This window comes from Haemophilus haemolyticus (genome assembly GCF_001008275.1).
GTDB lineage: Bacteria > Pseudomonadota > Gammaproteobacteria > Enterobacterales > Pasteurellaceae > Haemophilus > Haemophilus haemolyticus_P.
Genome location: NZ_LCTH01000057.1, coordinates 14,793 through 39,180, shown reverse-complemented (window position 1 = coordinate 39,180; position 24,388 = coordinate 14,793). Strand labels below are relative to the sequence as shown.

The window sequence follows — 24,388 nt, the reverse complement described above, 5'->3', positions numbered from 1 at the left end:
ATGAAATAGCTGGCTGAATCAGTCGGCTTATTTTTTATAGGCTATTCATTGCGTTAATGATTTTAATTTCATCAAAATTGACAATATCTTCTTGATATATAGTGATTTCTTGAATTTTCCCTTCTTGTAATAATTTTTCTCGTTGTGTGCCTCTCAGTAATGGGGTGTCTGGTGTGTACCATTTTTTTCCTTGGCGGAAAATTAAATTACCAATGGAACAATCTGTCGCTTTTCCATTTTTGATAATAATAATTTCATCAGAAACATCACGTCGAGCAAATAATGTATTAATTAAACTACGATCAGAATATTTCAAGCCATATTCGATATCGTCACAAATTACAGCTTGGAAAGTGCGGTAAATTTTTTGATGGTATTCAAAATATTGAATTTGCGTGGTTTCGGCATTGTAATCAATGCGGCAGCGAACTAATTGATTTTGTAGAGGTTCAGGCAGTTGAATGAGTGAAAAAAGATTAAAAATTTTCACCGCACTTTTGCCATAATATTCACGCAAACTACGTTCATATCGAGCTTGGTGTAAATCGATATTTTGAATTTTCCCGTTTTCAATACAAAGGGTTTCAAATAGAGGATACATTAATCAGCACCTTCAATCGGTAAATAGACTTTTTCTAACAATTCTTCATATTCATCTTGCACATTGCTATGAATGGTAATTCCACCTCCACTATGAAAATAGAATTTTTCATCCACTTGGGAAATAAATCGAATTGCCACCGCACTTTGTAGTGTTTTACCATCAAATATGCCAAAAATTCCTGTGTAATAACCGCGTTTTTGTTTTTCTGCTTGTTGAATAATTTGTGTGGTTTTTTCTTTTGGGGCGCCACTAATGGAACCTGCAGGCAAGAGTGCCACTAAAATATCCCCAATTTGATTTTGCCAGTTTTCATGCAATTTTCCGTAAATTTCAGAACTGGTTTGCAGTATTTCACCTTTTTGTATTTTGATGCGATCGATATAACGAAATTTTTTCACCTGAATGTTTTCTGCCACTATGGATAAATCATTACGCATCAAATCAACAATTGTGTAATGCTCGCGTTGTTCTTTTTCATTTGTGAGTAACTGATTTTCTGCATTGGGCAGAGACGCATTAATTGTTCCTTTCATGGGATAAGTAAAAATGCTGTTGTCATGAATATTGACAAAACATTCGGGTGAAAAGCAAACAAATTGATCTTGTAACCACAATTTATAAGGTGCGTTTGTTTGATGAAAAATTTGTTCAAGTGAAATATTTCCTGAAATTTCAGTGGGGTAGGTGAGATTCAATAAATAAGAATTGCCTTTTTGCAATTCACTTTGAACAAGTTCAAAACCTTGCTGATAACGCGAGAAGAGCATTGGATGTTTGGTAAAATTAAGAGGGATAGATTGTGGAGAAATTATGCAATTTCTTTTCCCTAAAATATCAAAATAAATGCCTTGTTGTGCAGAATTTTCGAGAGGACAAATCAATGGTTTTTCTTTTTCAAAATCAATGAGAAAGAAAAATGGCGTGCGTTGTTTGCCATAATGATTAGCCTGTTCAATAAAATGTTGCATTGTGCTTTGTGTCATTTTGCGTAAAATTGCCCGATTATAACGAATGCCGAGCGGTTATGAAATTACTCATCATTAATAATCACGATTCTTTTACTTTTAACTTGGTGGATTTAATTCGAAAATTAAATGTGCCTTATGATGTTTTAAACGTGGAAGATTTAAAAGAAAGTACAGCGGAAAAATATAGTCATATATTGATTTCACCGGGGCCAGATGTACCACAAGTTTATCCACAACTTTTTTCTATGTTGGAAAAATATTATCAGCAAAAATCTATTTTAGGTGTTTGTTTAGGGCATCAAACCTTATGTGAATTTTTTGGTGGTACATTGTATAACTTACAGAAAGTCCGTCATGGCCAGAAACGAATTTTAAAAGTGCGGTCAAATTCTCCATTATTTTTTAGCCTTCCAAGCGAATTTAATATCGGGCTATATCATTCTTGGGGCGTACAGAAAAAAGATTTTCCTAGTTGCCTAGAAGTTACCGCACTTTGTGATGAAGGCGTGGTCATGGCTATGCAGCATAAATCTTTACCAATTTATGGTGTTCAGTTTCATCCTGAGTCTTATATGTCAGACTTTGGAGAACAAATTTTGCGTAATTGGTTGACTATTCCTGTTGCGATTAATCAATAATAGCGCTTGCTTATTAAGCAAAAATACGTATTATAGACGTCTATACGTCAATACATCTAAATTTAGAAAAAAAGAGAGAAAATATGTCTAGCTATTTATTTACATCTGAATCAGTCTCTGAAGGGCATCCAGATAAAATTGCCGATCAAATTTCTGATGCGGTACTTGATGAAATCCTAAAACAAGATCCAAAAGCACGAGTAGCTTGTGAGACCTACGTAAAAACCGGTATGGCATTAGTTGGTGGCGAAATTACAACATCAGCATGGGTCGATATTGAGAATTTAACGCGTAAAGTGATTTGTGATATTGGTTATGAACATTCTGAAATGGGTTTTGATGGACATTCTTGTGCGGTGCTTAATGCAATTGGTAAACAATCTGCAGATATTAATCAAGGCGTTGATCGTGAAAATCCATTGGATCAAGGCGCAGGCGACCAAGGTATTATGTTTGGTTATGCCACCAATGAAACTGATGTATTAATGCCAGCAGCTATTACTTATGCTCATCGCTTAATGGAAAAACAAGCCGAAGTGCGTAAAAGCGGTAAATTAGCGTGGTTACGACCAGATGCGAAAAGCCAAGTAACGTTAAAATATGAAGATAATAAAATTGTTGGTGTGGATGCAGTTGTGCTTTCTACTCAACATTCTGAAGAAGTTAGCCAAAAAGACTTACACGAAGGTGTGATGGAAGAGATTATCAAACCTGTATTACCAAGTGAATGGCTTTCTAAAGAAACAAAATTCTTCATTAACCCGACTGGCCGTTTTGTTATTGGTGGACCGATGGGGGATTGTGGTTTAACTGGTCGTAAAATTATCGTAGATACTTACGGTGGTGCTGCTCGTCACGGTGGTGGCGCATTCTCAGGAAAAGATCCATCTAAAGTTGACCGTTCAGCAGCTTATGCGGCACGTTATGTCGCAAAAAATATTGTGGCAGCTGGTTTGGCAGATCGTTGTGAAATCCAACTTTCTTATGCGATTGGTGTGGCTGATCCAACATCTATCATGGTTGAAACCTTTGGAACTGGAAAAGTTGCGAATGAATTATTAGTGTCATTAGTTCGTGAATTCTTTGATTTACGTCCTTATGGTTTAATTAAAATGTTAGATTTAATCCAACCAATCTATCGTGAAACGGCAGCTTATGGTCATTTTGGTCGTGAGCAATTCCCTTGGGAAAAAGTGGATCGTGCAGCAGAATTACGTGTTGCAGCAGGATTAAAATAATCTTATTTTTTAATTTAGTAAATTATATAAAAGCCGCTTATCTAGCGGTTTTTTCTTTTCAATCATGACATCAATAGAGCAAATTCCATTTCGTCATTTAAAAATGCAAGTGCAACGTAAATTGAATCAGTCTTTGCAGCTTGCAGAGGATTATTTTAAGCGAAAATTTGCAATGCCTGAGGTAAATTATGAGTTGCGTGGAATAAAGGCAGGCGTGGCTTACCTACAAAAAAATGAAATAAAATTTAACCGCACTTTGTTATTAGAAAATGCAGATGAATTTATTCGACAAGTCGTGCCACATGAGCTTGCGCATTTGATTGTGTATCAAATGTTTGGTTGTGTAAAACCACATGGGGGGGAATGGCAGCTTGTAATGAATGAAATTTTTAAGCTTCCTGCGGATACTTGCCATCAATTTGATATAAAAAATGTGCAAGGTAAAACCTTTGAATATTGTTGTGCTTGCCAAACTCATTTTCTAAGTATTCGCCGCCATAATAGAATAGTAAGAGAAAAGATTGAATATTTATGTAGAAAATGTAAGGGAAAATTAGTTTTTGTCGATGAAACAGAATAATTTTTGTGATATATTTCCCCTGTTTATTCAATAAATAAAGGAGTTATCCAATGAAAAAATCTTTATTAGCAGTTATTGTGGGTGCATTTGCCTTTGCTTCTGTTGCAAATGCGAATATCTATGCTGAAGGCGATATCGGTTTATCTCAAACTAAAGCAAACGGTAGTAATAATACTCGAATTGAACCTCGTGTAGCGGTTGGTTATAAATTAGGAAATACGCGTGTTGCGGGTGATTATACTCATCATGGAAAAGTTGATGGTGCTAAAATTCACGGTTTAGGTGCATCAGTATTATATGATTTTGACACGAATTCTAAAGTGCAGCCTTATGTAGGTGCTCGTGTAGCAGCTAACCAATTCAAATATGATAATAGAGCTAACCAAGTATATAAAAGTTCTTCTGAAACTAAAATTGGCTATGGTGTTGTAGCGGGTGCTAAATATAAATTAGATGGCAACTGGTATGCAAATGGCGGTGTTGAATACAATCGTCTAGGTAGTTTTGATAACACCAAAGTTAATAACTATGGTGCGAAAGTTGGTGTAGGTTACGGATTCTAATTTTTACAATACGTAAAATTTTTTTTATTAAACACTTTAATTTAAAGGTGATCGTCTAAGGCGATCACCGTTATTCGTTTTAGGGCAGAGTAGAAAATAGTTGACTAAAAGTGCAGTTAAAATTCTCGGAAATCTTATTTTTCAATAGCTTTTTGAGAAAACTATCACATTAAAATATAAAAAATCCCAACCTAGGTTGGGATTTAAAAATGACTAAAGATTTTACCACACTTTATGCTTTGCTTGCTTCAAAACGTTCAAATGCCAATACTTTTTTCTCTAATTTACGCAGCAATAAAGTCGCAATGCCCGTAATAATTAAATAGATACCGCCTGCGATGCCGTAAATTGTCAGTGCATCATATTCTGTACCATAAAGTTGGCGAGCGTAGCCCATAATATCCATAATCGTAATGGTGGATGCTAATGCCGTGCCTTTAAATACCAAAATGATTTCGTTGCTGTAAGACGGCAACGCACGTTTTAAGGCATAAGGAATTAAAATTTTTAAAGTTTGTGTGCGATTTAATCCTAATGCTGCACAACTTTCCCATTGTCCTTTTGGAATGGCTTTCACTGCACCATGAAATAATTGTGTGGAGTAGGCTGCACTGTTTAGCGCTAAAGCTAATGCCGCACAGAACCAGGCATTGGATAAGACATACCATAATGGGCTGTCAATAATCCATTGGAATTGGCCTGGCCCCGCATAAATTAAAAAGAACTGTACTAACAGTGGCGTGCCAGTGAATAAAGTGAGGTATAAATTAACCGCTCTTTTTACCCATTTGTTTTCCATTGAAAGTAAAAAAGTGAGAAATAATGCCAAACAGAAGGCAATCAGCAACGATACGACTGTAAGCAACAAACTTGTTGGAATTCCTTGTGCGATCATGTTTAAATATTCTTGAAACATTATTTCACGCCCCTTTCAAAACGAGTAAAACGCAGCTCTAATTTTCGAATACCAACTTGGCTAATTAATGTTACCGCTAAATAAATTAACGCAGCAATACCGTACCAAGTGAAGGGTTGATGAGTATTGGTATTAATCAGATCCGCTTGGCGCATCAAATCGTCCACGCCAATTAATGAAACCAATGCCGTATCTTTTAGTAATACAAGCCACTGATTGCTTAAACCGGGTAAGGCATGACGCCATACTTGTGGCATGACAATGTGAATGAACGTATAGCTTTTGCTTAAGCCTAACGCCGCACCAGATTCCCATTGACCTTTCGGGATAGCTTGAATTGCACCACGTAATGTTTGTGAAGCATAAGCTGCAAAAATAAGAGAAAGCGCAAACACACCACAGCCAAATGCCCCAAATTCAATGTATTCTCCTGTTAGCATTTCTACTAATTCAGTAGAACCAAAATATACGAGTAATACCACGAGAATTTCAGGTAAGCCACGCAATAAGGCAATGAGTACTGCCATTGGTTTACCGATAAAACGATTGGCTTCAAGTACGGCAAAAATTAGACTTAAAAATAAGCCTAGGATTAATGAACAGACCGCAAGCCCTAAAGTCATTAGGGCTGCGGTAAACATTAAAGAAAGAAAATCATAACTCATAGATTATTTTGTCATCCATTTATCATAGATTTTTTGGTATTCACCATTTGCTTTAATTGCAGCTAAACCTTTGTTTAATTGCTCAGCTAATTCTTTATTTGATTTATGCATCGCAATGCCTAAACCATTACCAAAATATTTTTTATTTGCTACTTTTTCTCCTACAAATTGCATTTCTGGCTCTTTGCTAATCATATCTGCAAGTACTGCGGTATCGCCAAAAATCATATCAATTCTACCGCTCTTTAAGTCTAAAATTGCGCTTTGTAAGCTCGCATAAGCCTTAGTTGTATATTGTTTGGTTTCAGCTACTGTGTATTGTTGGAATGTGGTTCCATTTTGAACACCAACATTTTTTGCACTTTCTAATGTTGCTTTTCCTTTAAGGGTTACATAGCTTGCAGTGCTATCGTAATATGCATCAGAGAATAAAACCTGTTTTGCTCTCGCATCGGTAATATCAATAGCGGAAATGGATGCATCAAAGCGTTTTGCTTTTAAATTTGGAATTAGTGCATCAAAAGCTTCGCCTTTGAATTTACAGGTTGCTTGGATTTCTTTACAAATTGCATTCGCCACATCGACATCAAAACCAATAATCTCGCCTTTTTCATTTGTGGTTTCAAATGGTGGATAGCTAGGTTCCATTGCAAAAGTAAGCTCTTGTGCGCTTGCTGTTACGGATGCGCCTAATAAAATTGCAGTTAACAATGTTTTTTTCATAATAAAATCCTTATTCTCTAGTGAGAAAGATATTGTTTAAATTGTTCGGTTTTCGGGTTTTCAAAACAATCTGCCGAGCCTATTTCGACAATTTTTCCCTGTTCCATATATACCACTTTAGTTGCTACTTTTTGTGCAACATTAACTTCGTGGGTCACAATCACCTGAGTAATGCTGGTTTCTTGTAATTCTTTAATAATATCTACAACTTGTGCCGTAATTTCAGGATCCAATGCAGCCGTTGGTTCATCAAATAGTAGAACTTGTGGCTTCATCATCAGTGCGCGGGCTATTGCAACACGTTGTTGCTGACCGCCTGATAAATGTAATGGAAAGCGATCTGCAAGTTGTTCTAAACGTAAACGTTTTAATAATTCCATCGCATCTGCTTTGGCTTCATTTTCACTCACACCACGCACTTTCATTGGCGCTTCAATTAAGTTTTCAATAACAGTTAAGTGCGGCCAAAGGTGATATTGTTGAAATACCATTCCTACATCTTGGCGTAATTGTCGGATCGCTTTGGGATTTGCCATTGCATTGGATAAATTAAAATCATTATTTGCAATACTTAATTCACCAGATTTTGGTACTTCTAATAAATTTAATGTGCGAATCAATGTGCTTTTACCTGCGCCACTTGGGCCAAGCAATACAACGGTATCACCCTCATTAGCTTCAAGATTAATATCAAATAATGCTTGAGAGGAACCGTAAAAGAAATTTAGATTTTTAACACGAATAGTCATTTCAATTTTCTCGTCTTTTAAGATGAAAAAATATTACATTTTTATGCATAATTATGCAAGTGGCATAGATAAAAAATCCCAAAAAAATTTGGGATTTTAAAAATTTGATTGAAATCAACCGCACTTTAGGCTTCTTTAGCCATCTCGAATTCAATTAACATCATTAAAATATGAATTACTTTGATGTGGATTTCTTGAATACGATCTGCATAACGGAAATGTGGCACACGAATTTCAACATCCGCTAATCCAGCCATTTTCCCACCATCTTTGCCTGTCATCGCGATGACTTTCATGCCTTTTGCTTTTGCAGCTTCAATGGCGTTTAAAATGTTTTTTGAATTGCCAGAGGTTGATAAACCGAATAATACATCATCTTTTTGGCCCACCGCTTCAACATAGCGTGAAAATACATATTCATAACCAAAATCATTACTTACACAGCTTAAATGACTTACATCTGAAATAGCAATAGCGGGGTAACCAGGACGATTTTCACGATAACGACCTGTTAATTCTTCTGCAAAATGCATCGCATCACAGTGCGAACCGCCATTACCACAAGAAAGCACTTTGCCTCCTTGTTTGAAGCTATTGGAAATTAATAATGCTGCTTCTTGAATTAATTTAATGTTATTTTCGTCAGAAATAAATTTGTTTAACACATCTTGTGCTTCCACAAGTTCTGCTTTGATTTGCTCTAAATACATTGATTGCTCCTTGTTGGGAATAAAATCGCGATGGCATTGTATAGCAGATAAACATTCTTCGCTAGCGTAAATAAAAATTCATCTTTTTCCGATGAAATGATGATTTTTTGCGATTTAGATCGTAATAGTGAATTTGCGTGCTTTTAGATTATTCCAAATAAACTTATTCTGAGAAAAATGACCAGCACTAAAATTTACAAAAACATCATGAAATTTTACCGCACTTTGTTACTTTTCTTCGTGAGCTCTTTCGCTTTGGCTAACACAGATTTAATGCTTCTTCATACCTACGATAATCAATCAATAGAAGATTGGGTAATGTCTGAAAAATTAGATGGTGTACGAGGGTATTGGGATGGCAAAGAATTATTTACACGGCAAGGGCAACGTTTATCTCCTCCAGCCTATTTCACTAAGGATTTTCCGCCTTTTGCGATTGATGGTGAATTATTTAGTGAGCGGAATCATTTTGAGGAAATTTCATCAATCACAAAATCTTTTAAAGGTGATGGTTGGGAAAAAGTTAAATTATATGTTTTTGATGTGCCTGATGCAGAAGGCAAGTTATTTGATCGTTTGGCAAAATTGAAAGCGTATTTAGTTGAACATCCAACAACTTACATTGAAATTATTGAACAAATTCCAGTGAGAGATAAAGCGCATTTATATGAGTTTCTTAATCAAATCGAATCTTTGAATGGGGAAGGCGTCGTTGCACGAGATCCTAATGCGCCTTATGAACGAAAACGTAGCCATCGGATTTTAAAATTGAAAACAACTCAAGATGAAGAATGTACGGTTATTGCACACCATAAAGGCAAAGGACAATTTGAAAATGTGATGGGCGCTTTAACCTGTAAAAATTATCGGGGAGAATTTAAAATTGGTTCGGGTTTTAATGTAAAGGAACGAGAAAATCCCCCTCCGATAGGATCTGTGATTACTTATAAATATCGAGGTCTCACCAGTCGTGGAAAACCTCGATTTGCAACCTATTGGCGAGAGAAAAAATGAGCCTATTTATAAATCTGACAAAATGAATTTAATCAATATGGAAACAAGCGATTAATTTGCTATCAGTATGTTGCTCTAAGTGCGGTTGATTTTCACGACATTTTTCTGTCGCTTTCCAACAACGAGGATTAAATGCACAGCCTTTTGGCGGATTGATTGGGCTTGGCAATTCGCCCGTCAGCTTAATACGCTCACGGCGCAAGTTTGGTGACAAACGAGGCGTCGCTGAAAGTAACGCTTTGGTGTAAGGATGTTGAGGATTAGAGAAGATTTGCTCTGTCGTCCCTTTTTCGACACAACGACCTAGATACATCACCATCACTTCATCAGCGATATGTTCTACCACAGAAAGATCGTGCGAAATGAAAACGTAAGACAAGCCTAATTCATCTTGTAAATCCATCATTAAATTCAGTACTTGCGCACGCACGGAAACATCTAATGCAGAAACAGGTTCATCGGCAACAACAACATCGGGATCTAACATTAAACCACGTGCGATGGCAATACGTTGGCGTTGTCCTCCTGAGAACATGTGAGGATAACGAGCATAAAATTCAGCGCGCAAGCCCACTTTTTCCATCATTGATAAAACTTTTTCTCGACGTTCTTTGGCTGAAAGTTTTGTGTTGATGATTAATGGTTCTTCCAAAATTGAACCAATTTTTTTGCGTGGATTTAATGACGCATAAGGATTTTGGAAAACAATCTGAATTTTTTTACGACGTAGCGCCTTTGTTTCTGGATCATTTTCTAAAAAATTATGCCCTTTGTAATACAATTCGCCTTCCGTTGGTTGTTCAATCATGGTTAGCAAACGCCCTAGCGTTGATTTTCCACAACCAGATTCCCCCACGACAGCTAAAGTTTTACCTCGTTCAAGCTGAAAAGAGACACCATCTAACGCTTTTACTTGCTGTGGTTTTGCAAACAAGCCTTTTTTTACAGGGTAATATTTTTTTAAGCCAATGGCATTTAATAATGGCGCATTTTCTTTCACTTCATTCGTCATTATTAAGCTCCTTGATATTCAACGGGATTGCCTTGCTCGTTCAGTGGAGTATGGCATTTTACTTTGCGAGAACCGATATGATGCAATTGAGGTTCGATTTGGCGACAGTATTCGGTTGCATAAGGACAGCGAGGATTTAATAAGCAGCCTGTTGGGCGATCGTATTTTCCAGGTACCACACCTTGTAATGACTCTAAGCGAGATTTTCCTTCTGCAAATTCAGGTAATGAACGTAACAAGGCCTGAGTGTAAGGATGTTTTGGCTCGCGGAAAATATCTTTTGCAGTGCCTTCTTCAACGATTTGTCCTGCATACATCACGATAATTCGATCTGCAGCTTCAGCAACAAGCGCAAGATCATGGGTAATCAAAATCAGCGACATGCATTCTTTTTTCTGCAATTCGAGTAAGAGTTCCATAATTTGTGCTTGAATAGTGACATCTAACGCAGTAGTTGGCTCATCAGCAATCAATAATTTAGGTCTGCAAGCAATTGCCATCGCAATCATCACGCGCTGGCTCATTCCGCCAGAAAGCTGATGGGGATAAACATCAATGCGAGATTCTGGATCAGGAATACCGACCAATCTTAAAAGCTCTAAAGTGCGGTCTTTTCTCGCTTTTTTTGTACCGCCTTCATGAGTTTTTAATGCCTCCATAATTTGGAAGCCTACAGTATAAGCTGGATTCAAGCTTGTCATCGGATCTTGGAAAATCATTGCTACATCAGCACCAATAAGCTGGCGTTTGGCTTTGCTCTCTAAAGTGAGTAAATCAGTGTTTTCAAATTGCAAGGATTCTGCCGATACACGTCCTGGATGATCAATTAGCCCCATAATTGCGAGAGAACTCACAGATTTACCTGAGCCCGATTCTCCCACAATGCCAAGCACTTCGCCTTGTGCGACTTGATAGCTGATGCGATCCACTGCTTTAAATGGCGTATTTTTATCGCCAAAGTGAACAGAAAGTTCTTTTACGTCTAATAATGCCATTCTGTTTTCCTATTGTTTGAGTTTTGGATCTAGTGCATCCCGCAAGCCATCACCCATTAAGTTAAAGGCGAGCACTAAAGATAAAATTACTAAGCCAGGAATTGTAACCAACCAGTTTGCCGCTTGCATAAAACCACGTGCTTCTGAAAGCATTGTGCCAAGCTCAGGTGTCGGTGGTTTTGCTCCAATGCCTAAGAAACCAAGTGTTGCGAGTTCTAAGATTGCATTAGAAATCCCCATCGTCATTTGCACAATCAAGGGTGCTAAACAGTTGGGTAAAATCACAATAAACATGAGGCGAAGAACACCTGCGCCAGCGACTTTAGAGGAGGTGACATAATCACGATTTTTTTCATTCATCACCGCTGCTCGAGTTAAACGCACATAGCTAGGAATTGATACAACGGCGATCGCTAAAGTGGCATTGGCGAGTGATGGCTCTAAAATAGAGACAACCACAATAGTTAAGAGCAAGTTTGGAATCGCGAGCATAATATCAATTAAGCGAATGATGATTGTATCTAGCACACCGCCATAATAGCCAGAAATCAAGCCAAGGCTAGTACCAAAGGCGCAGGATAGCAATACGATAACAAATCCCGCAAAGACGGAAATTCGCGTTCCGTAAATGATGCGAGAAAGGATATCTCGCCCAATATCATCTGTTCCGAGTAGATAGGCAGGATTGCCTCCTTCATACCAAGCGGGAGGCAGTAAAAGTGCGGTACGATTTTGTTCTGTTGGATCAAAAGGCGCAATATAAGGCGCGAAAATGCTGATTAAGGCAACAATCACAATAAAGGTTAAACCGATTAGCGCGCCTCGGTTTTGTTTGAAGTAAAACCAAAATTCTTGTAAGGGCGTTTTCGGCGCGAAAGTTGAAGGCGTGTCAGACATAATTTCTCCTACAATTAATGACGGATACGCGGATTGACCACACCGTAAAGTAAATCGACGGTTAAATTCACCACAATAATAATCGTCGCAATAATCAGTACAGAACCCTGTAATACTGGATAATCACGTGCTTGAATGGCATCAATAATCCATTTCCCTATTCCCGGCCATGAGAAAATGGTTTCTGTCAGTACGGCACCGGAAAGCAATTGACCAACGATTAATCCGACCACAGTGACAACAGGAATTAACGCATTACGTAATGCATGCACAATGACGATTCGAGTATAACTTAGACCTTTTGCTTTTGCCGTGCGAATGTAATCTTCACCTAACACTTCCAACATCGCAGATCGTGTCATACGCGTAATAATGGCGAGAGGAACTGTACCTAGGACTATTGCTGGAAGAATTAAGGATTTAACCGCATTTTCGAAGGCGCCGGGCATACCAGAAAGCCAGCTGTCAATGAGCATAAATCCTGTTGGTGTATCGATCCAAAATTCATTATCTAAACGTCCACCTTGCGGTAAACCGAGTTGTGGTGAAACATATAAAATTAAAATCAATCCCCACCAGAAAATTGGCATAGAATAACCTGTGAGCGATGCAGCTGTAACCGTGTGAGAAATCCAACTGTCCTTTTTTACTGCAGCAATCGTGCCCAAAATCACCCCACCTAATAACGACCAAAATAACGCAAAAAATGCTAATTCAGCTGTAGCAGGGAAAAGTGTAAAGAATTCAGTAAGAACAGGTTGTTGAGTGCGGAATGATGCCCCAAAATCACCTTGTAGCACTTTAGCAATATAATTGAAATATTGTTCATGCAAAGGAAGATCTAATCCTAATTGATGCATCATTTGTTGATGTATTTCAGGTGTTAAGCCTCGTTCACCCATCATTATTTCAACTGGATCGCCAGGAATAAAATGCACAAGGGCAAACGTGATAAAAGTAATGGCAATAAAGGTTGGAATTACCATTAAGATACGCTTGAAGAAAAATTTAAACATTCAATCACTCAAATACAAAAAAAAGTGCAGTTAAAATTCACCGCACTTTTCAAAGAAATTAATCGGTAGAAGTAAAACTCTCTTGGATTCTACCGCACTTTTTCCAGTTTTGCCAAATGTGCAATGAGCCATTTAATGCTTTGAGCTTGGAAGGCAATTTGGAGGCGAGTATTGTTATCTGATCCTTCGACATTAATGACTGTGCCAAAACCAAATTTTTCATGTTTGACTTTTTGACCCATTTTCCATTCATTTTCGACCGCACTGGTATTCGACAATGAACCGACTTTTGCTAGATTCATTGCGCGCGTGACAGTCCCTCGTAAACGAATTTCTTGGATACATTCTCGTGGTAATTCCGCAATAAAGCGTGATGGTAAATGACGTTCTTCTTTGGCATATAATCGACGGCTTTCCGCATAAGAGATGGTCAGTTTTTTCTTCGCTCGAGTAATACCGACGTAAGCTAAACGACGTTCTTCTTCTAAACGCCCAGGTTCTTCAAAAGAACGGAAACTTGGGAATAAACCTTCTTCTACGCCAACCATAAATACACGAGGAAATTCCAAGCCTTTAGCAGAGTGTAATGTCATCATTTCTACACAAGATTGATGCGGAGAGGCTTGTTCTTCACCAGCTTCTAAAGAGGCATGAGTTAAAAAGGCGGTGAGCTCAGTCATATCTTCTGCATCATCAGGTTTGATAAATTCACGGGTTGCAGTAACTAATTCTTCCAAGTTTTCAATACGCACTTCGCCTTTTTCACCTTTTTCTTGTTTATACATTTCATATAAACCCGAATGTTTAATCACAAAATCAGTTTGTGCGAAAAGCGGCATTTCTGCGGTATCAAGTTGTAGTGAATTAATTAATTCCTGGAAACGCAATAATGCTGTTGAGGCTCGCCCAGCCAACATATTTTCTTGTGTCGCGACTTGTACTGCTTGCCATAAGGTAATTTGGCGTTCGCGTGTTAAGTTGCGCAATATATCTAAAGTGCGGTCGCCAATGCCACGGGTTGGCGTGTTAATTACACGCTCAAAAGCCGCATCATCTTGACGATTATTAATTAAACGAAGATAGGCTAAAGCATCTTTAATTTCTTGACGTTCGAAGAAACGCATACCGCCATAAATACGATATGGAATTTGACAACGAATTAAAGCTTCTTCAATAACGCGTGATTGGCTATTACTACGATAAAGTACAGCGCAATCATCAAGTTTTCCACCATGTTCTACCCAATCCTGAATTTGTGAAGCAACAAATTTTGCTTCGTCTAATTCGTTAAAGGCGGCATAGATGCCCACAGGATCGCCTTTTTCATCCTCTGTCCATAAATTCTTACCAAGACGATCACTATTGTTTGCAATTAATTCATTTGCGGTGTTTAGGATATTGGCGGTAGAACGATAGTTTTGTTCAAGGCGAATTGTTTCGGCTTTGAAATCTTTCAAGAATTTTTGAATATTTTCGATTTGTGCGCCACGCCAGCCATAAATAGATTGATCGTCATCGCCTACGATCATGACTTTGCCTGTTTCTCCCGCGAGAATTTTGATCCATTTATATTGAATTTTATTGGTGTCTTGAAACTCATCCACCAAAATATGCTGAAAACGTTGTTGGTAACGTTGCAAAATTAATGGTTTTTTCTCAAATAATTCATAGGCCCGAATTAATAATTCAGCAAAATCGACTAATCCTGCGCGATCGCAAGTGTCTTGATAGATCTTATAAATTTTAATCCATTCACGTTCTTGGCGATCATTAAAATCTTCAATGTCGTTTGGGCGCAAGCCTTCATCTTTTTTGTTATTGATGTACCAACAAGCCTGTTTGGGTGGAAAGGCTTTTTCATCAAAATTATGTAATTTTAATAACCGTTTAATTAAACGAAGTTGATCTTCTGAATCCAGAATTTGGAAATCTTGTGGCAATCCTACATCTAAATGATGGGCTCGTAATAAACGATGGGCAATGCTATGGAAGGTACCAATCCAGATACCAAATAATTGATGTTGTGCGTGTTTGGCAAGGGTAGCTTGAATACGATGACGCATTTCTGCTGCTGCTTTATTGGTAAACGTTACTGCCATAATGCTGCCTTCAGAAATATTTTCTACCGCAATTAACCAAGCGATACGGTGCGTCAATACACGCGTTTTGCCAGAGCCTGCACCAGCTAGCACTAAGTGATTACCAAGAGGAGCTGCTACGGCTTCGCGTTGTTTATCGTTAAGTCCGTCAAGTAATTCAGAAATATCCATGATGAAATTTTTATCTGTTCAAATTTACAGGAATTATAAGTCTAATTTTTTTATATCACAATCAAGAAAATCATAAACTTATCAGACTTTACAAAAATAGTATTACAACTTATATTGATTCGCGGTTAGTCGGGGTGCGGACATCGCTGAGAAAATACCCGTGAACCTGAAACAGTTAGCACTGGCGTAGGAAACTAATCTCTCCTCCTTAAAGGGCTGACTTACTTTTTTCTGTATTCATATAAGTAAGGATGCATCATGACACTCTCTTTTTCTTTAAAAAATTCTTTTAAATTGACCGCACTTTCCAGTGTGCTTGGTTGCGGCTTATTAGGATTAAGTTTATCAACCCCTGCTCAAGCAGAAGGTAAATTAGTGCTTTATTGCAGCGTCCAAAACACGACTTGTGAAAAAGTCGCTCACGCTTTTAGTAAAAAATATAATGTGGACACTCAGTTTGTGCGTAATAGCACTGGGACTGTATTAGGCAAAATCAAAGCCGAAAAAGAAAATCCACAAGCAGATGTGTGGTATGGCGGTACATTGGAACCGCACTTTCAGGCTCGAGATGCAGGTTTGTTAGAAACTTATCGTTCTCCTCTGCAAAAAGAAATTATGCCTCAATTCAAAAAGCTCACTGAACAACGTGGCGATACTACGTCGATTATTTATCTTATGGAACTTGGCATTGGGATGAACGAAAAACTGCTAGCTGAAAAAAATATTGCAAAACCTCAGTGTTATGCTGATTTATTAAAACCAGAATTTAAAGGGTTAATTCAATATCCAGATCCTCGAGTATCGGGCACAGGCTACACTATTCTTACAACTTTAATTGAAATTATGGGCGAAGATAAAGCCTTTGCTTATTTGAAAGAACTTGATAAAAACATTGCTCAATATACGAAAACTGGATTAGCAACGGCTAATATTTCTACGGGGGCAGCCGCAGTTGATGTTGGTTTTATGCATACCTATGTGCGTGAAAAGGATAAAGGCGCACCGGTTATTGGTGCTTTACCTTGTGAAGGCACAGGCTATACGTTAGGGGCGGTCAGTATTATTAAAAATGGACGAAATTTAGATAACGCTAAACGCTTTGTCGATTTTGTTCTTTCTGCAGAAGCCCAAGAAATTCCTTGGCGTGAGGCGGATTCTTACCAACTGCCAACAAATATTCATGCCAAAGCGCATCCACATCTTTCAGATCCTGCGAAACTTAAATTGATTGATATTGATTTCATCAAATTTGGTTCGGATCAAGAGGCAAAACGATTAATAGAACGCTGGGTTGAAAATGTGAAGGAAAGAAAAGAGTAATTGATGTTAGCCTGATAAAAGTGCGGTGAAAATTCACCGCACTTTGCTTTTCCCCTTGAAATCTTTTTTTTTATTCTTATATCTGTGACGTTCAATTTTTATCTTTATGAAGGAAAAAATTATGTCACAAAATCAAGAAACTCGCGGCTTCCAATCAGAAGTCAAACAACTTCTCCAATTAATGATTCATTCTTTGTATTCCAACAAAGAAATTTTCTTACGTGAATTAATTTCTAATGCCTCTGATGCAGCAGATAAATTACGCTTTAAAGCACTTTCCAACCCTGCTTTATATGAAGGTGATGGCGACTTACGTGTGCGTGTTAGCTTTGATGCGGATAAAGGAACTATCACGATTAGTGATAACGGCATTGGTATGACTCGTGAGCAAGTCATCGATCATTTGGGGACGATTGCAAAATCAGGAACAAAAGAATTTTTAACCGCACTTGGCCAAGATCAAGCAAAAAACAGCCAGCTTATTGGGCAGTTTGGTGTGGGTTTTTATTCAGCTTTTATTGTGGCAGATAAAGTGACTGTAAAAACCAGAGCAGCTGGTGAAGAGGCGGATAAAGCGGTGCTTTGGGAATCGGCAGGTGAGGGCGAATATTCTGTGGCGGATATTGAGAAAAAATCTCGTGGCACAGATGTGATTTTGCACGTACGCGAAGATGAAAAAGAATTTTTAAATGAATGGCGTCTACGTGAAATTATTGGTAAATATTCTGACCATATTGGCTTACCAGTGGAAATGCTAACGAAAGAATACGATAATGGAGGCAAAGAGTGCGGTGAGAAGTGGGAGAAAATTAATAAATCTGATGCACTTTGGACGCGTTCTAAAAATGATGTTTCTGATGAGGAATACAAAGAGTTTTATAAACACTTAAGCCATGATTTTGCTGATCCTGTGACTTGGGCGCATAACAAAGTTGAAGGAAATCAAGCATATACTAGTTTGCTTTATGTGCCCGCTAAAGCACCTTGGGATTTATTTAATCGCGAACATAAACATGGCTTAAAACTTTATGTTCAACGCGTATTTATTATGGATGATGCAGAGCAATTTATGCCGAATTATCTCCGTTTTATGCGTGGTTTAATCGATAGCAATGACTTGCCATTAAATGTGTCTCGTGAAATTTTGCAAGATAACAAAATTACTGCTGCATTACGCAAAGCATTAACTAAGCGTTCATTACAAATGCTAGAAAAATTAGTAAAAGATGATGCAGAAAAATATCTGCAATTCTGGAAAGAGTTTGGTTTAGTCTTAAAAGAAGGCCCTGCAGAAGATTTTGCTAACAAAGAAACTGTCGCGAAGTTATTACGTTTTGCTTCGACACATAATGATAGCAGTGAGCAAACTGTCTCTTTAGAAGATTATCTTTCGCGTATGAAAGAGGGGCAAAAAGCTATCTATTACATTACAGCAGATAGTTATGTTGCAGCGAAAAATAGCCCGCACTTGGAATTATTCAATAAAAAAGGCATTGAGGTTTTATTGCTTTCAGATCGCATTGATGAATGGATGTTAAGTTATTTAACTGAATTCGATGGTAAACAATTACAAAGTATCACGAAAGCAGATTTGGATTTAGGCGATTTAGCCGATAAAGAATCTGAAACACAAAAACAACAAGATGAAGCCTTTGGTAGTTTTATTGAGCGTGTGAAAAACTTGCTTGGTGAACGCGTGAAAACGGTGCGTTTAACTCACAATTTAACGGATACACCAGCGGTGGTTTCTACGGATAATGATCAAATGACGACCCAAATGGCGAAATTGTTTGCAGCCGCAGGGCAACCTGTACCAGAAGTAAAATACACTTTTGAACTTAATCCAGAACACCATTTAGTGAAAAAAGTGGCTGATATTACCGATGAAACAGAATTTGCTAATTGGGTGGAATTGTTGCTTGAACAAGCTATGTTAGCAGAGCGAGGATCTTTGGAAAATCCAGCTGTGTTTATTAAACGCATAAATAAATTATTAGGATAACTAAAAATAAATAAGCCCGATTAAATCGGGCTTATTTATTGGGATAGTATTTAGGATAATCCTCAATCCATTTTTTCATTGTTTTTTGTTGCTTGAGCGTATTCGCAAAATTAAATGTTTTTCGTTTATTATTAAATTTAGCACCTAAAATAATGACTTTTCTTTCGTCTTCGGCCACTTCATATAAAAAATAGATATTATTTATTGTAATGTATTTATAGCCTGTTTTTCCCCAGAACGGTCTAAGTTGCGGGATATTTGTTAAAATCATTTTTAGTTTATCAAGATCATCTTGAGTTAGATAAGTCACGATAAATTGTTTTAGAAGATCTTTTTCAAGATAATCCCCAGATGTTTCAGCAATATAAACATCGTATGTCGGCAGCATAATCAACCCTATTTTTTAAAATCGAATGGCTCAATTTTATGATTTAAAATAGCTTGCCAAGCATCCGAACTTGCTTTTGCAGCTAATTGTCGTTCTTCCAAACTAAAAGCGTATTCTTCCTTGTCTTTTTTTTGCGTTTTGAGTAAATCAGAAATTTGTTCAAAAGTGAGTTCCATTTGAGACTCCTTACTGTGAATATTGACAATATTATGCCTGACTAAGTGACTTTTTTCATCTGTTTTTTCATCGAATTATTGCTCGTTTTTCAGGTATAATGCTGTAATTAAATGGCGAGAAAAGAGAGAAAAATATGATTACAGTTTATGGCATTAAAAATTGCGATACAGTGAAGAAAGCGTTGAAATGGCTGGCGGATCACAATATCGAACACAAACTTCACGACTACCGTGTTGATGGTTTAGATTCGAATTTTTTAGTCCAAGCAGAAGCTCAATTTGGCTGGGATGTGTTGGTGAATAAACGTAGTACAACTTGGCGTAATTTGGATGAACAAGTTAAAAATTCCCTTGATAAAACAACCGCACTTTCCGTGTTGGCTGAGAATCCAACCTTAATTAAACGCCCAATTATTTTACAAGATGGGAAGGCTCTAATTGGTTTTAATGAAAAGGAATATCAGGCTGCTTTTGCCTAAAGTGCGGTTATTTTCTTAGGAGTTTTTATGAGAGAAAAAGTGATTTCGTTGGCGCAAGATTTAATTCGTCGCCCATCTATTAGCCCGAATGACGAAGGCTGTCAGCAAATTATTGCAGAGCGTTTAGAAAAGTTAGGTTTTCAAATTGAATGGATGCCTTTTAATGATACGTTGAATTTATGGGCAAAACACGGAACGGGTAAGCCAGTTATTGTTTTCGCTGGACATACGGATGTTGTGCCTACTGGTGATGAAAATCAATGGTCGTATTCTCCGTTTTCTGCTGAGATTATTGATGGCATGCTTTATGGTCGTGGTGCGGCGGATATGAAAGGCTCCCTTGCAGCAATGATTGTCGCGGCAGAAGAATACGTAAAAGCTAACCCTAACCATAAAGGCACCATTGCATTATTGATTACGTCTGATGAAGAGGCCGCGGCAAAAGATGGTACTGTGCGTGTGGTTGAGACTTTAATGGCGCGTGATGAACAAATTACTTATTGTATGGTTGGCGAGCCATCGAGTGCTAAAAACTTAGGCGATGTTGTCAAAAATGGTCGCCGCGGCTCGATTACAGGAAATCTTTATGTTCAGGGGATTCAAGGGCACGTGGCATATCCGCATTTAGCCGAAAATCCAATCCATAAAGCAGCCCCATTTTTGCAAGAATTAACGACTTACCAATGGGATGAAGGTAATGAGTTTTTCCCTCCGACAAGCCTACAAATTGCTAATATTCACGCAGGTACGGGAAGTAATAATGTGATTCCAGGAGAGTTATATATTCAGTTCAATTTGCGTTATTGCACAGAAGTAACAGATGAAATCATCAAGCAAAAAGTGGCTGAAATGCTAGAAAAACATAATTTGAAATATCGTATTGAATGGAATTTATCAGGCAAACCGTTTTTAACAAAACCAGGTAAATTATTAGATTCGATAATCTCCGCTATTGAGGAAATCACAGGCATAACGCCAAAGGCTGAAACAGGTGGTGGCACGTCAGACGGTCGTTTTATTGCATTGATGGGCGCTGAAGTAGTGGAATTTGGTCCGCTTAACGCAACAATTCATAAAGTAAATGAATGGGTCAGCGTAGAAGATCTTGGCAAGTGCGGTGAAATTTATCACAAAATGTTAGTGAATTTATTGGATAGCTAAAATGAAATTAACCCCAGAAATGCTTACAGGAAAGTCCCGTGAGCATTTAGTCAATTTATCCACAACTCATTCATCAAATCATTTTTTGCAAATGCAAGCTGTACAAGCATTTCAAGGTTTGCAACAAAGTGCGGCGAAAAATGGGTTTAATTTACAGCCTGCGAGCAGTTTTCGTGATTTTGAACGCCAACAACTTATTTGGAACAGCAAATTTAAGGGAGAGAGAAAAGTCCATGATGACGCAGGCAAAGCATTAGAGTTGAGCCAATTAGATGACTGGCAAAAATGTCAGGCGATTTTACGTTGGTCTGCATTGCCAGGGGCTAGCCGTCATCATTGGGGAACGGAAGTGGACATTTTCGATCCTGATCTTTTGCCACAAGGTCAATCTTTACAATTGGAGCCTTGGGAATATGAAAAAGGCGGCTATTTCTTTGAATTGAGTGAATTTCTTACCGAAAATTTACCGCACTTTGATTTTGCTTTGCCTTTTATGAATATGCAGTCCAATAAGAAAGTGGGGCGGGAGCCTTGGCATATCAGTTATTTGCCTTTAGCTGAACAAGCGAGTCAGCAATTTTCTCCAGACATTTTACAACAGGCATGGAAAGGGGAAAATATTTTAGGTGCAGACTGTTTAATATCAAATCTTGAACAAATTTTTTCTGAATATATTGTTTAAAAATAAATCCTTATCGTGAAGATAAGGCTTTATTCTTAGGCGTAAAAAAGCCCTTTTCCATGCAAATAAATTGGTAGCTCATCGCCAATAGATAAATCAGGGGAAATGATGTTCTCAATCCATATTGAGTAGCCATTAATTTCAATTTGAATAGTGGTAATTTTCCCTTTAAATTCGATTTGTTTTACTTGCCCTTTGAAAAGTGCGGTTGGATTTTCCGATGTTTTAAACAGGCTAAATTGTTCTGGGCGAAGTAAAATCTTACCTTGTTTCAGCGAGATTGATTTGTTTTTTACAGGAATATTACCTAATTGGCATTGAACTGTGTTTTCATCAATAAGATTAGCCGATAGCACGATGTTGTCACCAATAAAACTTGCAGTTTCAATATGATTAGGCGACCAATAAAGTGTACGAGGCGTGTCGATTTGTAAAATTTTCCCTTGTTGGATAACCGCGATTTTATCCGCATAACGTAATGCTTCATCACGATCATGGGTGACGAAAATCGCTGATGCACCACTGTGACGCAGTGCTTTTAGCATATCATGACGAATTTGCTGGCGAAGATGTTCATCTAAGGCACTAAAAGGTTCATCCAATAAAATTAGTTCTGGATTCGGCGCCAATGCTCGTGCAAGAGCCACACGTTGTTGTTGTCCGCCTGACAGTTGGTGAGGAAAACGTTCTGCCAGTTCACTAATTCCAGTGAGTTGCATTGCCTGCTCAATCCGCATTTTCTCTTCATCAGTTTTTCCTTTTCCATTTCCCAATCCGTAAGCAATGTTGCGATAGACATTTAAGTGAGGGAAAAGTACACCTTCTTGTACCACATAACCAAGATGACGCTGTTGTGTTAGCACATTTGTATTCTCGCCGAAAATTAATCGCTCTTTTAGCCAAATTTCGCCAGTATTGGGTTGTTCAAATCCAGCAATTGCGCGTAATAATGTTGTTTTTCCACAACCAGAGGCACCAAGCAAAAAGAGGATTTCACCTCGTTGTAAGGTAAAGGAAATATTGTGTAGAACTTGTTGTTCATTAAAAAATTTATTGAGATTTTTAACAGTTAATAACGGATTATTTATCATTTTATTTAAATGCATATTTTTTCAATAAAAATACAGGAATCCCTGAAAAGAGAACGAGCATTAGGGCATAAGGCGTTGCCGCAGCGTATTGTGCATCACTGGTATATTCCCAAACGGCAATCGAAAGGGTTTTGATGTCGTTTGGCGTGAGCAAAAGCGTTGCAGTAAGCTCTTTCATTAAATTCAAAAATACTAGAGAGAATGCTGCCGCAATGCCTGGTAGCATTGCGGGTAATGTTAAAGTTCGGAAAATATAGAATGGGCTTCGTCCTAGGCTTTGTCCGACTTTCTCAATATTATCAGATAGTTGCTCAAGTGAGGCTCTAAGTGTGGTTTGTGCCATTGGTAAATAGAGCATAAAGTAAGCCACGATGATAACTAAAAAGGTTTGATATAAGCTGTTGGCATAGTTGATCGTAAAGTAGATCAGCGATAATGCGATAACTAAGCCAGGTACGGCGTGTAATAGGTAAGGTAATCGATCAATCCAAACGGTTAATTTGCTACGATAGCGTACAGCTGCCCAAACCAATGGCAAAGCACAAACTACGGTAAGCAATGCGCCTAGTCCTGAAATGATAAATGAATTACTGAATGCCGATAAAAATTCTGAAAAATCACCCGCACTTTCGAGTGAAGTTCCCACAATAAGCCAGTAAATTAACATAATTACAGGCACGCCAATGCTTAAGATGAATATGCTAGAGAAAAAAACGAAGGTTAAACATTGTTTGCCAAAAGAAAGCGTTTTTACTGGATAAGGACGAGTGACACCTTTGCCACTGTTGTAAAGCGTTTGTTTACCGCGGAAGAATGTTTCTCCCAGCACAATAATGCTACAAATTGCCATTAATACAGCGGAAAGTAGTGCAGCGGTGCTGTTATTAAAAGACATTTCATATTCTTGGAAAATCGCCGTGGTGAATGTTTGGTAATTTAAAATTGAAACTGCACCGAAATCCACGAGCATATGTAATGCTATTAGCAATAAACTACTACCGATTGCTGGTTTTAATTGCGGGAAAATAGCGTGCCAAAAGGTGTAAGTTTGGCTTTTCCCAAGTGAAAGGCTTACTTCTTCCAGAGAGCGATCAAGTCGTTTAAGTGTAGCTGAAATTGGCAAGTAAGCGAGTGGGAAAGAGCTTAGTGTCATGATGCCAATCGTTCCCCAAAAACCTTCTACTCGAAAGGTGAGGCTAATCCAAGTAAAACAGCTCACAAAGGCTGGGATACAAAGTGGTAAGCTCATCGCCACTTCAAAAAATGATTTGCCGAAAAAACGATAGCGTTCAAGTAAAAATGCACAAAGCGTACCGAGAAAAATGGATCCAATGGTTACACAGATCATGAGAAGCATTGTGTTGCTCAGTAATTCCGCCATTCTCGGGCGAATAAGAAGCTCAAGGCTACGATCTAATCCGACTTCAATCGCACGGAAAAGAATATACAGAAATGGTAATAAGAGCGGTAAACCAATAAGTAAAATAATGATGGTGAGCCAAAGTGGGGGAGTTCGGGTCAAAAGATAATC

At 37.9% G+C, this 24,388-nt stretch carries 26 protein-coding genes and 1 riboswitch; of the genes, 10 read left to right on the top strand and 16 right to left on the bottom strand.

Features of this window, described 5'->3' with window-relative positions; translation table 11 throughout:
• Window positions 1-34: 34 nt before the first annotated feature.
• Together AAX15_RS08195 and AAX15_RS08190 are read right to left on the bottom strand one after the other, a co-directional pair.
• Window positions 35-601 carry an aminotransferase class IV family protein gene (locus AAX15_RS08195; protein WP_046940009.1) on the bottom strand — a complete coding sequence of 189 codons (567 nt, stop codon included), beginning with the start codon at window positions 599-601 and terminating at the stop codon, window positions 35-37.
• Window positions 601-1,587, bottom strand: coding sequence for an aminodeoxychorismate synthase component I (locus AAX15_RS08190; RefSeq protein WP_046940008.1), 987 nt, complete (start codon window positions 1,585-1,587; stop codon window positions 601-603). The genes AAX15_RS08195 and AAX15_RS08190 overlap by 1 nt, the downstream gene beginning before the upstream one ends.
• Window positions 1,588-1,628: 41 nt before the next feature.
• Here AAX15_RS08190 and AAX15_RS08185 point away from each other — a divergent pair, with 41 nt between their 5' ends.
• From AAX15_RS08185 to AAX15_RS08170, 4 genes are all read left to right on the top strand, one after another.
• Window positions 1,629-2,210 (top strand): anthranilate synthase component II, encoded by a 582-nt coding sequence (locus tag AAX15_RS08185; protein WP_046940007.1) that lies wholly within the window; start codon window positions 1,629-1,631, stop codon window positions 2,208-2,210.
• Between the two features lie 83 nt (window positions 2,211-2,293).
• Window positions 2,294-3,448: a methionine adenosyltransferase gene (metK, locus tag AAX15_RS08180; protein ID WP_005627231.1), complete on the top strand. Its 1,155-nt coding sequence runs from the start codon at window positions 2,294-2,296 to the stop codon at window positions 3,446-3,448.
• 64 nt (window positions 3,449-3,512) lie between these two features.
• Window positions 3,513-4,028, top strand: a complete 516-nt coding sequence (locus AAX15_RS08175; protein ID WP_046940006.1) for a SprT family zinc-dependent metalloprotease — start codon at window positions 3,513-3,515, stop codon at window positions 4,026-4,028.
• A gap of 50 nt (window positions 4,029-4,078) precedes the next feature.
• A complete protein-coding gene (locus tag AAX15_RS08170; RefSeq protein WP_005630442.1) occupies window positions 4,079-4,591 on the top strand; it encodes an OmpW family outer membrane protein in 513 nt (170 codons plus the stop codon).
• A gap of 232 nt (window positions 4,592-4,823) precedes the next feature.
• Here AAX15_RS08170 and artM read toward each other — a convergent pair whose 3' ends face one another.
• From artM to lpcA, 5 genes are all read right to left on the bottom strand, one after another.
• Window positions 4,824-5,507 (bottom strand): arginine ABC transporter permease ArtM, encoded by a 684-nt coding sequence (gene artM / locus AAX15_RS08165; protein ID WP_046940005.1) that lies wholly within the window; start codon window positions 5,505-5,507, stop codon window positions 4,824-4,826.
• Complete coding sequence (artQ, locus tag AAX15_RS08160; RefSeq protein ID WP_046940004.1) at window positions 5,507-6,172, bottom strand: arginine ABC transporter permease ArtQ; 666 nt, start codon at window positions 6,170-6,172, stop codon at window positions 5,507-5,509. Before artQ ends, artM begins: the two co-directional genes overlap by 1 nt.
• 3 nt (window positions 6,173-6,175) lie before the next feature.
• Entirely contained in the window at window positions 6,176-6,895 is a 720-nt protein-coding gene (locus AAX15_RS08155) for a lysine/arginine/ornithine ABC transporter substrate-binding protein (RefSeq protein WP_046940003.1), read from the bottom strand.
• 17 nt (window positions 6,896-6,912) lie between these two features.
• Complete coding sequence (artP, locus tag AAX15_RS08150; RefSeq protein WP_046940002.1) at window positions 6,913-7,644, bottom strand: arginine ABC transporter ATP-binding protein ArtP; 732 nt, start codon at window positions 7,642-7,644, stop codon at window positions 6,913-6,915.
• Between the two features lie 125 nt (window positions 7,645-7,769).
• Window positions 7,770-8,354, bottom strand: a complete 585-nt coding sequence (lpcA, locus tag AAX15_RS08145; protein WP_046940001.1) for a D-sedoheptulose 7-phosphate isomerase — start codon at window positions 8,352-8,354, stop codon at window positions 7,770-7,772.
• 207 nt (window positions 8,355-8,561) lie between these two features.
• Between lpcA and AAX15_RS08140 the strand changes: the two genes are divergently transcribed.
• Complete coding sequence (locus tag AAX15_RS08140) at window positions 8,562-9,368, top strand: DNA ligase (RefSeq protein ID WP_046940088.1); 807 nt, start codon at window positions 8,562-8,564, stop codon at window positions 9,366-9,368.
• A gap of 28 nt (window positions 9,369-9,396) precedes the next feature.
• Here AAX15_RS08140 and AAX15_RS08135 read toward each other — a convergent pair whose 3' ends face one another.
• The 5 genes from AAX15_RS08135 to uvrD all read right to left on the bottom strand — a co-directional run bounded on the left by AAX15_RS08135 (window position 9,397) and on the right by uvrD (window position 15,558).
• Window positions 9,397-10,380 (bottom strand): peptide ABC transporter ATP-binding protein, encoded by a 984-nt coding sequence (locus AAX15_RS08135; protein ID WP_046940000.1) that lies wholly within the window; start codon window positions 10,378-10,380, stop codon window positions 9,397-9,399.
• 2 nt (window positions 10,381-10,382) lie between these two features.
• Entirely contained in the window at window positions 10,383-11,375 is a 993-nt protein-coding gene (gene dppD / locus AAX15_RS08130) for a dipeptide ABC transporter ATP-binding protein (protein ID WP_046939999.1), read from the bottom strand.
• Between the two features lie 9 nt (window positions 11,376-11,384).
• A complete protein-coding gene (locus tag AAX15_RS08125; RefSeq protein ID WP_005634958.1) occupies window positions 11,385-12,272 on the bottom strand; it encodes an ABC transporter permease subunit in 888 nt (295 codons plus the stop codon).
• A 14-nt stretch (window positions 12,273-12,286) separates the two neighbouring features.
• Window positions 12,287-13,288 (bottom strand): ABC transporter permease subunit, encoded by a 1,002-nt coding sequence (locus AAX15_RS08120; protein ID WP_046939998.1) that lies wholly within the window; start codon window positions 13,286-13,288, stop codon window positions 12,287-12,289.
• Window positions 13,289-13,377: 89 nt separating this feature from the next.
• Window positions 13,378-15,558 carry a DNA helicase II gene (gene uvrD, locus AAX15_RS08115; protein ID WP_046939997.1) on the bottom strand — a complete coding sequence of 727 codons (2,181 nt, stop codon included), beginning with the start codon at window positions 15,556-15,558 and terminating at the stop codon, window positions 13,378-13,380.
• Between the two features lie 120 nt (window positions 15,559-15,678).
• Window positions 15,679-15,768: riboswitch (TPP riboswitch) on the top strand.
• A gap of 48 nt (window positions 15,769-15,816) precedes the next feature.
• Between uvrD and AAX15_RS08110 the strand changes: the two genes are divergently transcribed.
• Entirely contained in the window at window positions 15,817-16,878 is a 1,062-nt protein-coding gene (locus AAX15_RS08110; protein ID WP_046939996.1) for an ABC transporter substrate-binding protein, read from the top strand.
• Between the two features lie 121 nt (window positions 16,879-16,999).
• Entirely contained in the window at window positions 17,000-18,880 is a 1,881-nt protein-coding gene (gene htpG, locus AAX15_RS08105; protein WP_046939995.1) for a molecular chaperone HtpG, read from the top strand.
• 31 nt (window positions 18,881-18,911) lie between these two features.
• Here the strand turns inward: htpG and AAX15_RS08100 are convergent, their stop codons facing one another.
• Together AAX15_RS08100 and AAX15_RS09560 are read right to left on the bottom strand one after the other, a co-directional pair.
• Entirely contained in the window at window positions 18,912-19,268 is a 357-nt protein-coding gene (locus AAX15_RS08100; RefSeq protein ID WP_046939994.1) for a hypothetical protein, read from the bottom strand.
• Between the two features lie 8 nt (window positions 19,269-19,276).
• Window positions 19,277-19,444, bottom strand: coding sequence for a hypothetical protein (locus AAX15_RS09560; RefSeq protein WP_196296046.1), 168 nt, complete (start codon window positions 19,442-19,444; stop codon window positions 19,277-19,279).
• 134 nt (window positions 19,445-19,578) lie between these two features.
• Here AAX15_RS09560 and AAX15_RS08095 point away from each other — a divergent pair, with 134 nt between their 5' ends.
• Genes AAX15_RS08095 through AAX15_RS08085 form a run of 3 tightly spaced genes read left to right on the top strand, consistent with a single transcriptional unit; the run spans window position 19,579 to window position 21,766 of the window.
• Window positions 19,579-19,923, top strand: coding sequence for an ArsC family reductase (locus AAX15_RS08095; RefSeq protein WP_046939993.1), 345 nt, complete (start codon window positions 19,579-19,581; stop codon window positions 19,921-19,923).
• A 27-nt stretch (window positions 19,924-19,950) separates the two neighbouring features.
• Window positions 19,951-21,084 carry a succinyl-diaminopimelate desuccinylase gene (dapE, locus tag AAX15_RS08090; RefSeq protein WP_046939992.1) on the top strand — a complete coding sequence of 378 codons (1,134 nt, stop codon included), beginning with the start codon at window positions 19,951-19,953 and terminating at the stop codon, window positions 21,082-21,084.
• Between the two features lies 1 nt (window position 21,085).
• A complete protein-coding gene (locus AAX15_RS08085) occupies window positions 21,086-21,766 on the top strand; it encodes a M15 family metallopeptidase (protein ID WP_046939991.1) in 681 nt (226 codons plus the stop codon).
• 35 nt (window positions 21,767-21,801) lie between these two features.
• Here the strand turns inward: AAX15_RS08085 and fbpC are convergent, their stop codons facing one another.
• On the bottom strand, window positions 21,802-22,872 hold the full coding sequence (gene fbpC / locus AAX15_RS08080) for a Fe(3+) ABC transporter ATP-binding protein FbpC (protein ID WP_046939990.1): 1,071 nt from the start codon (window positions 22,870-22,872) through the stop codon (window positions 21,802-21,804).
• Window positions 22,859-24,379, bottom strand: a complete 1,521-nt coding sequence (locus AAX15_RS08075) for an ABC transporter permease (RefSeq protein WP_046939989.1) — start codon at window positions 24,377-24,379, stop codon at window positions 22,859-22,861. The genes fbpC and AAX15_RS08075 overlap by 14 nt, the downstream gene beginning before the upstream one ends.
• Between the last annotated feature and the right edge of the window lie 9 nt (window positions 24,380-24,388).

What these genes read in the sequence shown, in the direction of transcription:
- AAX15_RS08195 (WP_046940009.1), bottom strand. Translation starts at nt 601, where the DNA reads ATGTATCCTCTATTTGAAACCCTTTGTATTGAAAACGGGAAAATTCAA.
- AAX15_RS08190 (WP_046940008.1), bottom strand. Translation starts at nt 1,587, where the DNA reads ATGACACAAAGCACAATGCAACATTTTATTGAACAGGCTAATCATTAT.
- AAX15_RS08185 (WP_046940007.1), top strand. Translation starts at nt 1,629, where the DNA reads ATGAAATTACTCATCATTAATAATCACGATTCTTTTACTTTTAACTTG.
- metK (WP_005627231.1), top strand. Translation starts at nt 2,294, where the DNA reads ATGTCTAGCTATTTATTTACATCTGAATCAGTCTCTGAAGGGCATCCA.
- AAX15_RS08175 (WP_046940006.1), top strand. Translation starts at nt 3,513, where the DNA reads ATGACATCAATAGAGCAAATTCCATTTCGTCATTTAAAAATGCAAGTG.
- AAX15_RS08170 (WP_005630442.1), top strand. Translation starts at nt 4,079, where the DNA reads ATGAAAAAATCTTTATTAGCAGTTATTGTGGGTGCATTTGCCTTTGCT.
- artM (WP_046940005.1), bottom strand. Translation starts at nt 5,507, where the DNA reads ATGTTTCAAGAATATTTAAACATGATCGCACAAGGAATTCCAACAAGT.
- artQ (WP_046940004.1), bottom strand. Translation starts at nt 6,172, where the DNA reads ATGAGTTATGATTTTCTTTCTTTAATGTTTACCGCAGCCCTAATGACT.
- AAX15_RS08155 (WP_046940003.1), bottom strand. Translation starts at nt 6,895, where the DNA reads ATGAAAAAAACATTGTTAACTGCAATTTTATTAGGCGCATCCGTAACA.
- artP (WP_046940002.1), bottom strand. Translation starts at nt 7,644, where the DNA reads ATGACTATTCGTGTTAAAAATCTAAATTTCTTTTACGGTTCCTCTCAA.
- lpcA (WP_046940001.1), bottom strand. Translation starts at nt 8,354, where the DNA reads ATGTATTTAGAGCAAATCAAAGCAGAACTTGTGGAAGCACAAGATGTG.
- AAX15_RS08140 (WP_046940088.1), top strand. Translation starts at nt 8,562, where the DNA reads ATGAAATTTTACCGCACTTTGTTACTTTTCTTCGTGAGCTCTTTCGCT.
- AAX15_RS08135 (WP_046940000.1), bottom strand. Translation starts at nt 10,380, where the DNA reads ATGACGAATGAAGTGAAAGAAAATGCGCCATTATTAAATGCCATTGGC.
- dppD (WP_046939999.1), bottom strand. Translation starts at nt 11,375, where the DNA reads ATGGCATTATTAGACGTAAAAGAACTTTCTGTTCACTTTGGCGATAAA.
- AAX15_RS08125 (WP_005634958.1), bottom strand. Translation starts at nt 12,272, where the DNA reads ATGTCTGACACGCCTTCAACTTTCGCGCCGAAAACGCCCTTACAAGAA.
- AAX15_RS08120 (WP_046939998.1), bottom strand. Translation starts at nt 13,288, where the DNA reads ATGTTTAAATTTTTCTTCAAGCGTATCTTAATGGTAATTCCAACCTTT.
- uvrD (WP_046939997.1), bottom strand. Translation starts at nt 15,558, where the DNA reads ATGGATATTTCTGAATTACTTGACGGACTTAACGATAAACAACGCGAA.
- AAX15_RS08110 (WP_046939996.1), top strand. Translation starts at nt 15,817, where the DNA reads ATGACACTCTCTTTTTCTTTAAAAAATTCTTTTAAATTGACCGCACTT.
- htpG (WP_046939995.1), top strand. Translation starts at nt 17,000, where the DNA reads ATGTCACAAAATCAAGAAACTCGCGGCTTCCAATCAGAAGTCAAACAA.
- AAX15_RS08100 (WP_046939994.1), bottom strand. Translation starts at nt 19,268, where the DNA reads ATGCTGCCGACATACGATGTTTATATTGCTGAAACATCTGGGGATTAT.
- AAX15_RS09560 (WP_196296046.1), bottom strand. Translation starts at nt 19,444, where the DNA reads ATGGAACTCACTTTTGAACAAATTTCTGATTTACTCAAAACGCAAAAA.
- AAX15_RS08095 (WP_046939993.1), top strand. Translation starts at nt 19,579, where the DNA reads ATGATTACAGTTTATGGCATTAAAAATTGCGATACAGTGAAGAAAGCG.
- dapE (WP_046939992.1), top strand. Translation starts at nt 19,951, where the DNA reads ATGAGAGAAAAAGTGATTTCGTTGGCGCAAGATTTAATTCGTCGCCCA.
- AAX15_RS08085 (WP_046939991.1), top strand. Translation starts at nt 21,086, where the DNA reads ATGAAATTAACCCCAGAAATGCTTACAGGAAAGTCCCGTGAGCATTTA.
- fbpC (WP_046939990.1), bottom strand. Translation starts at nt 22,872, where the DNA reads ATGCATTTAAATAAAATGATAAATAATCCGTTATTAACTGTTAAAAAT.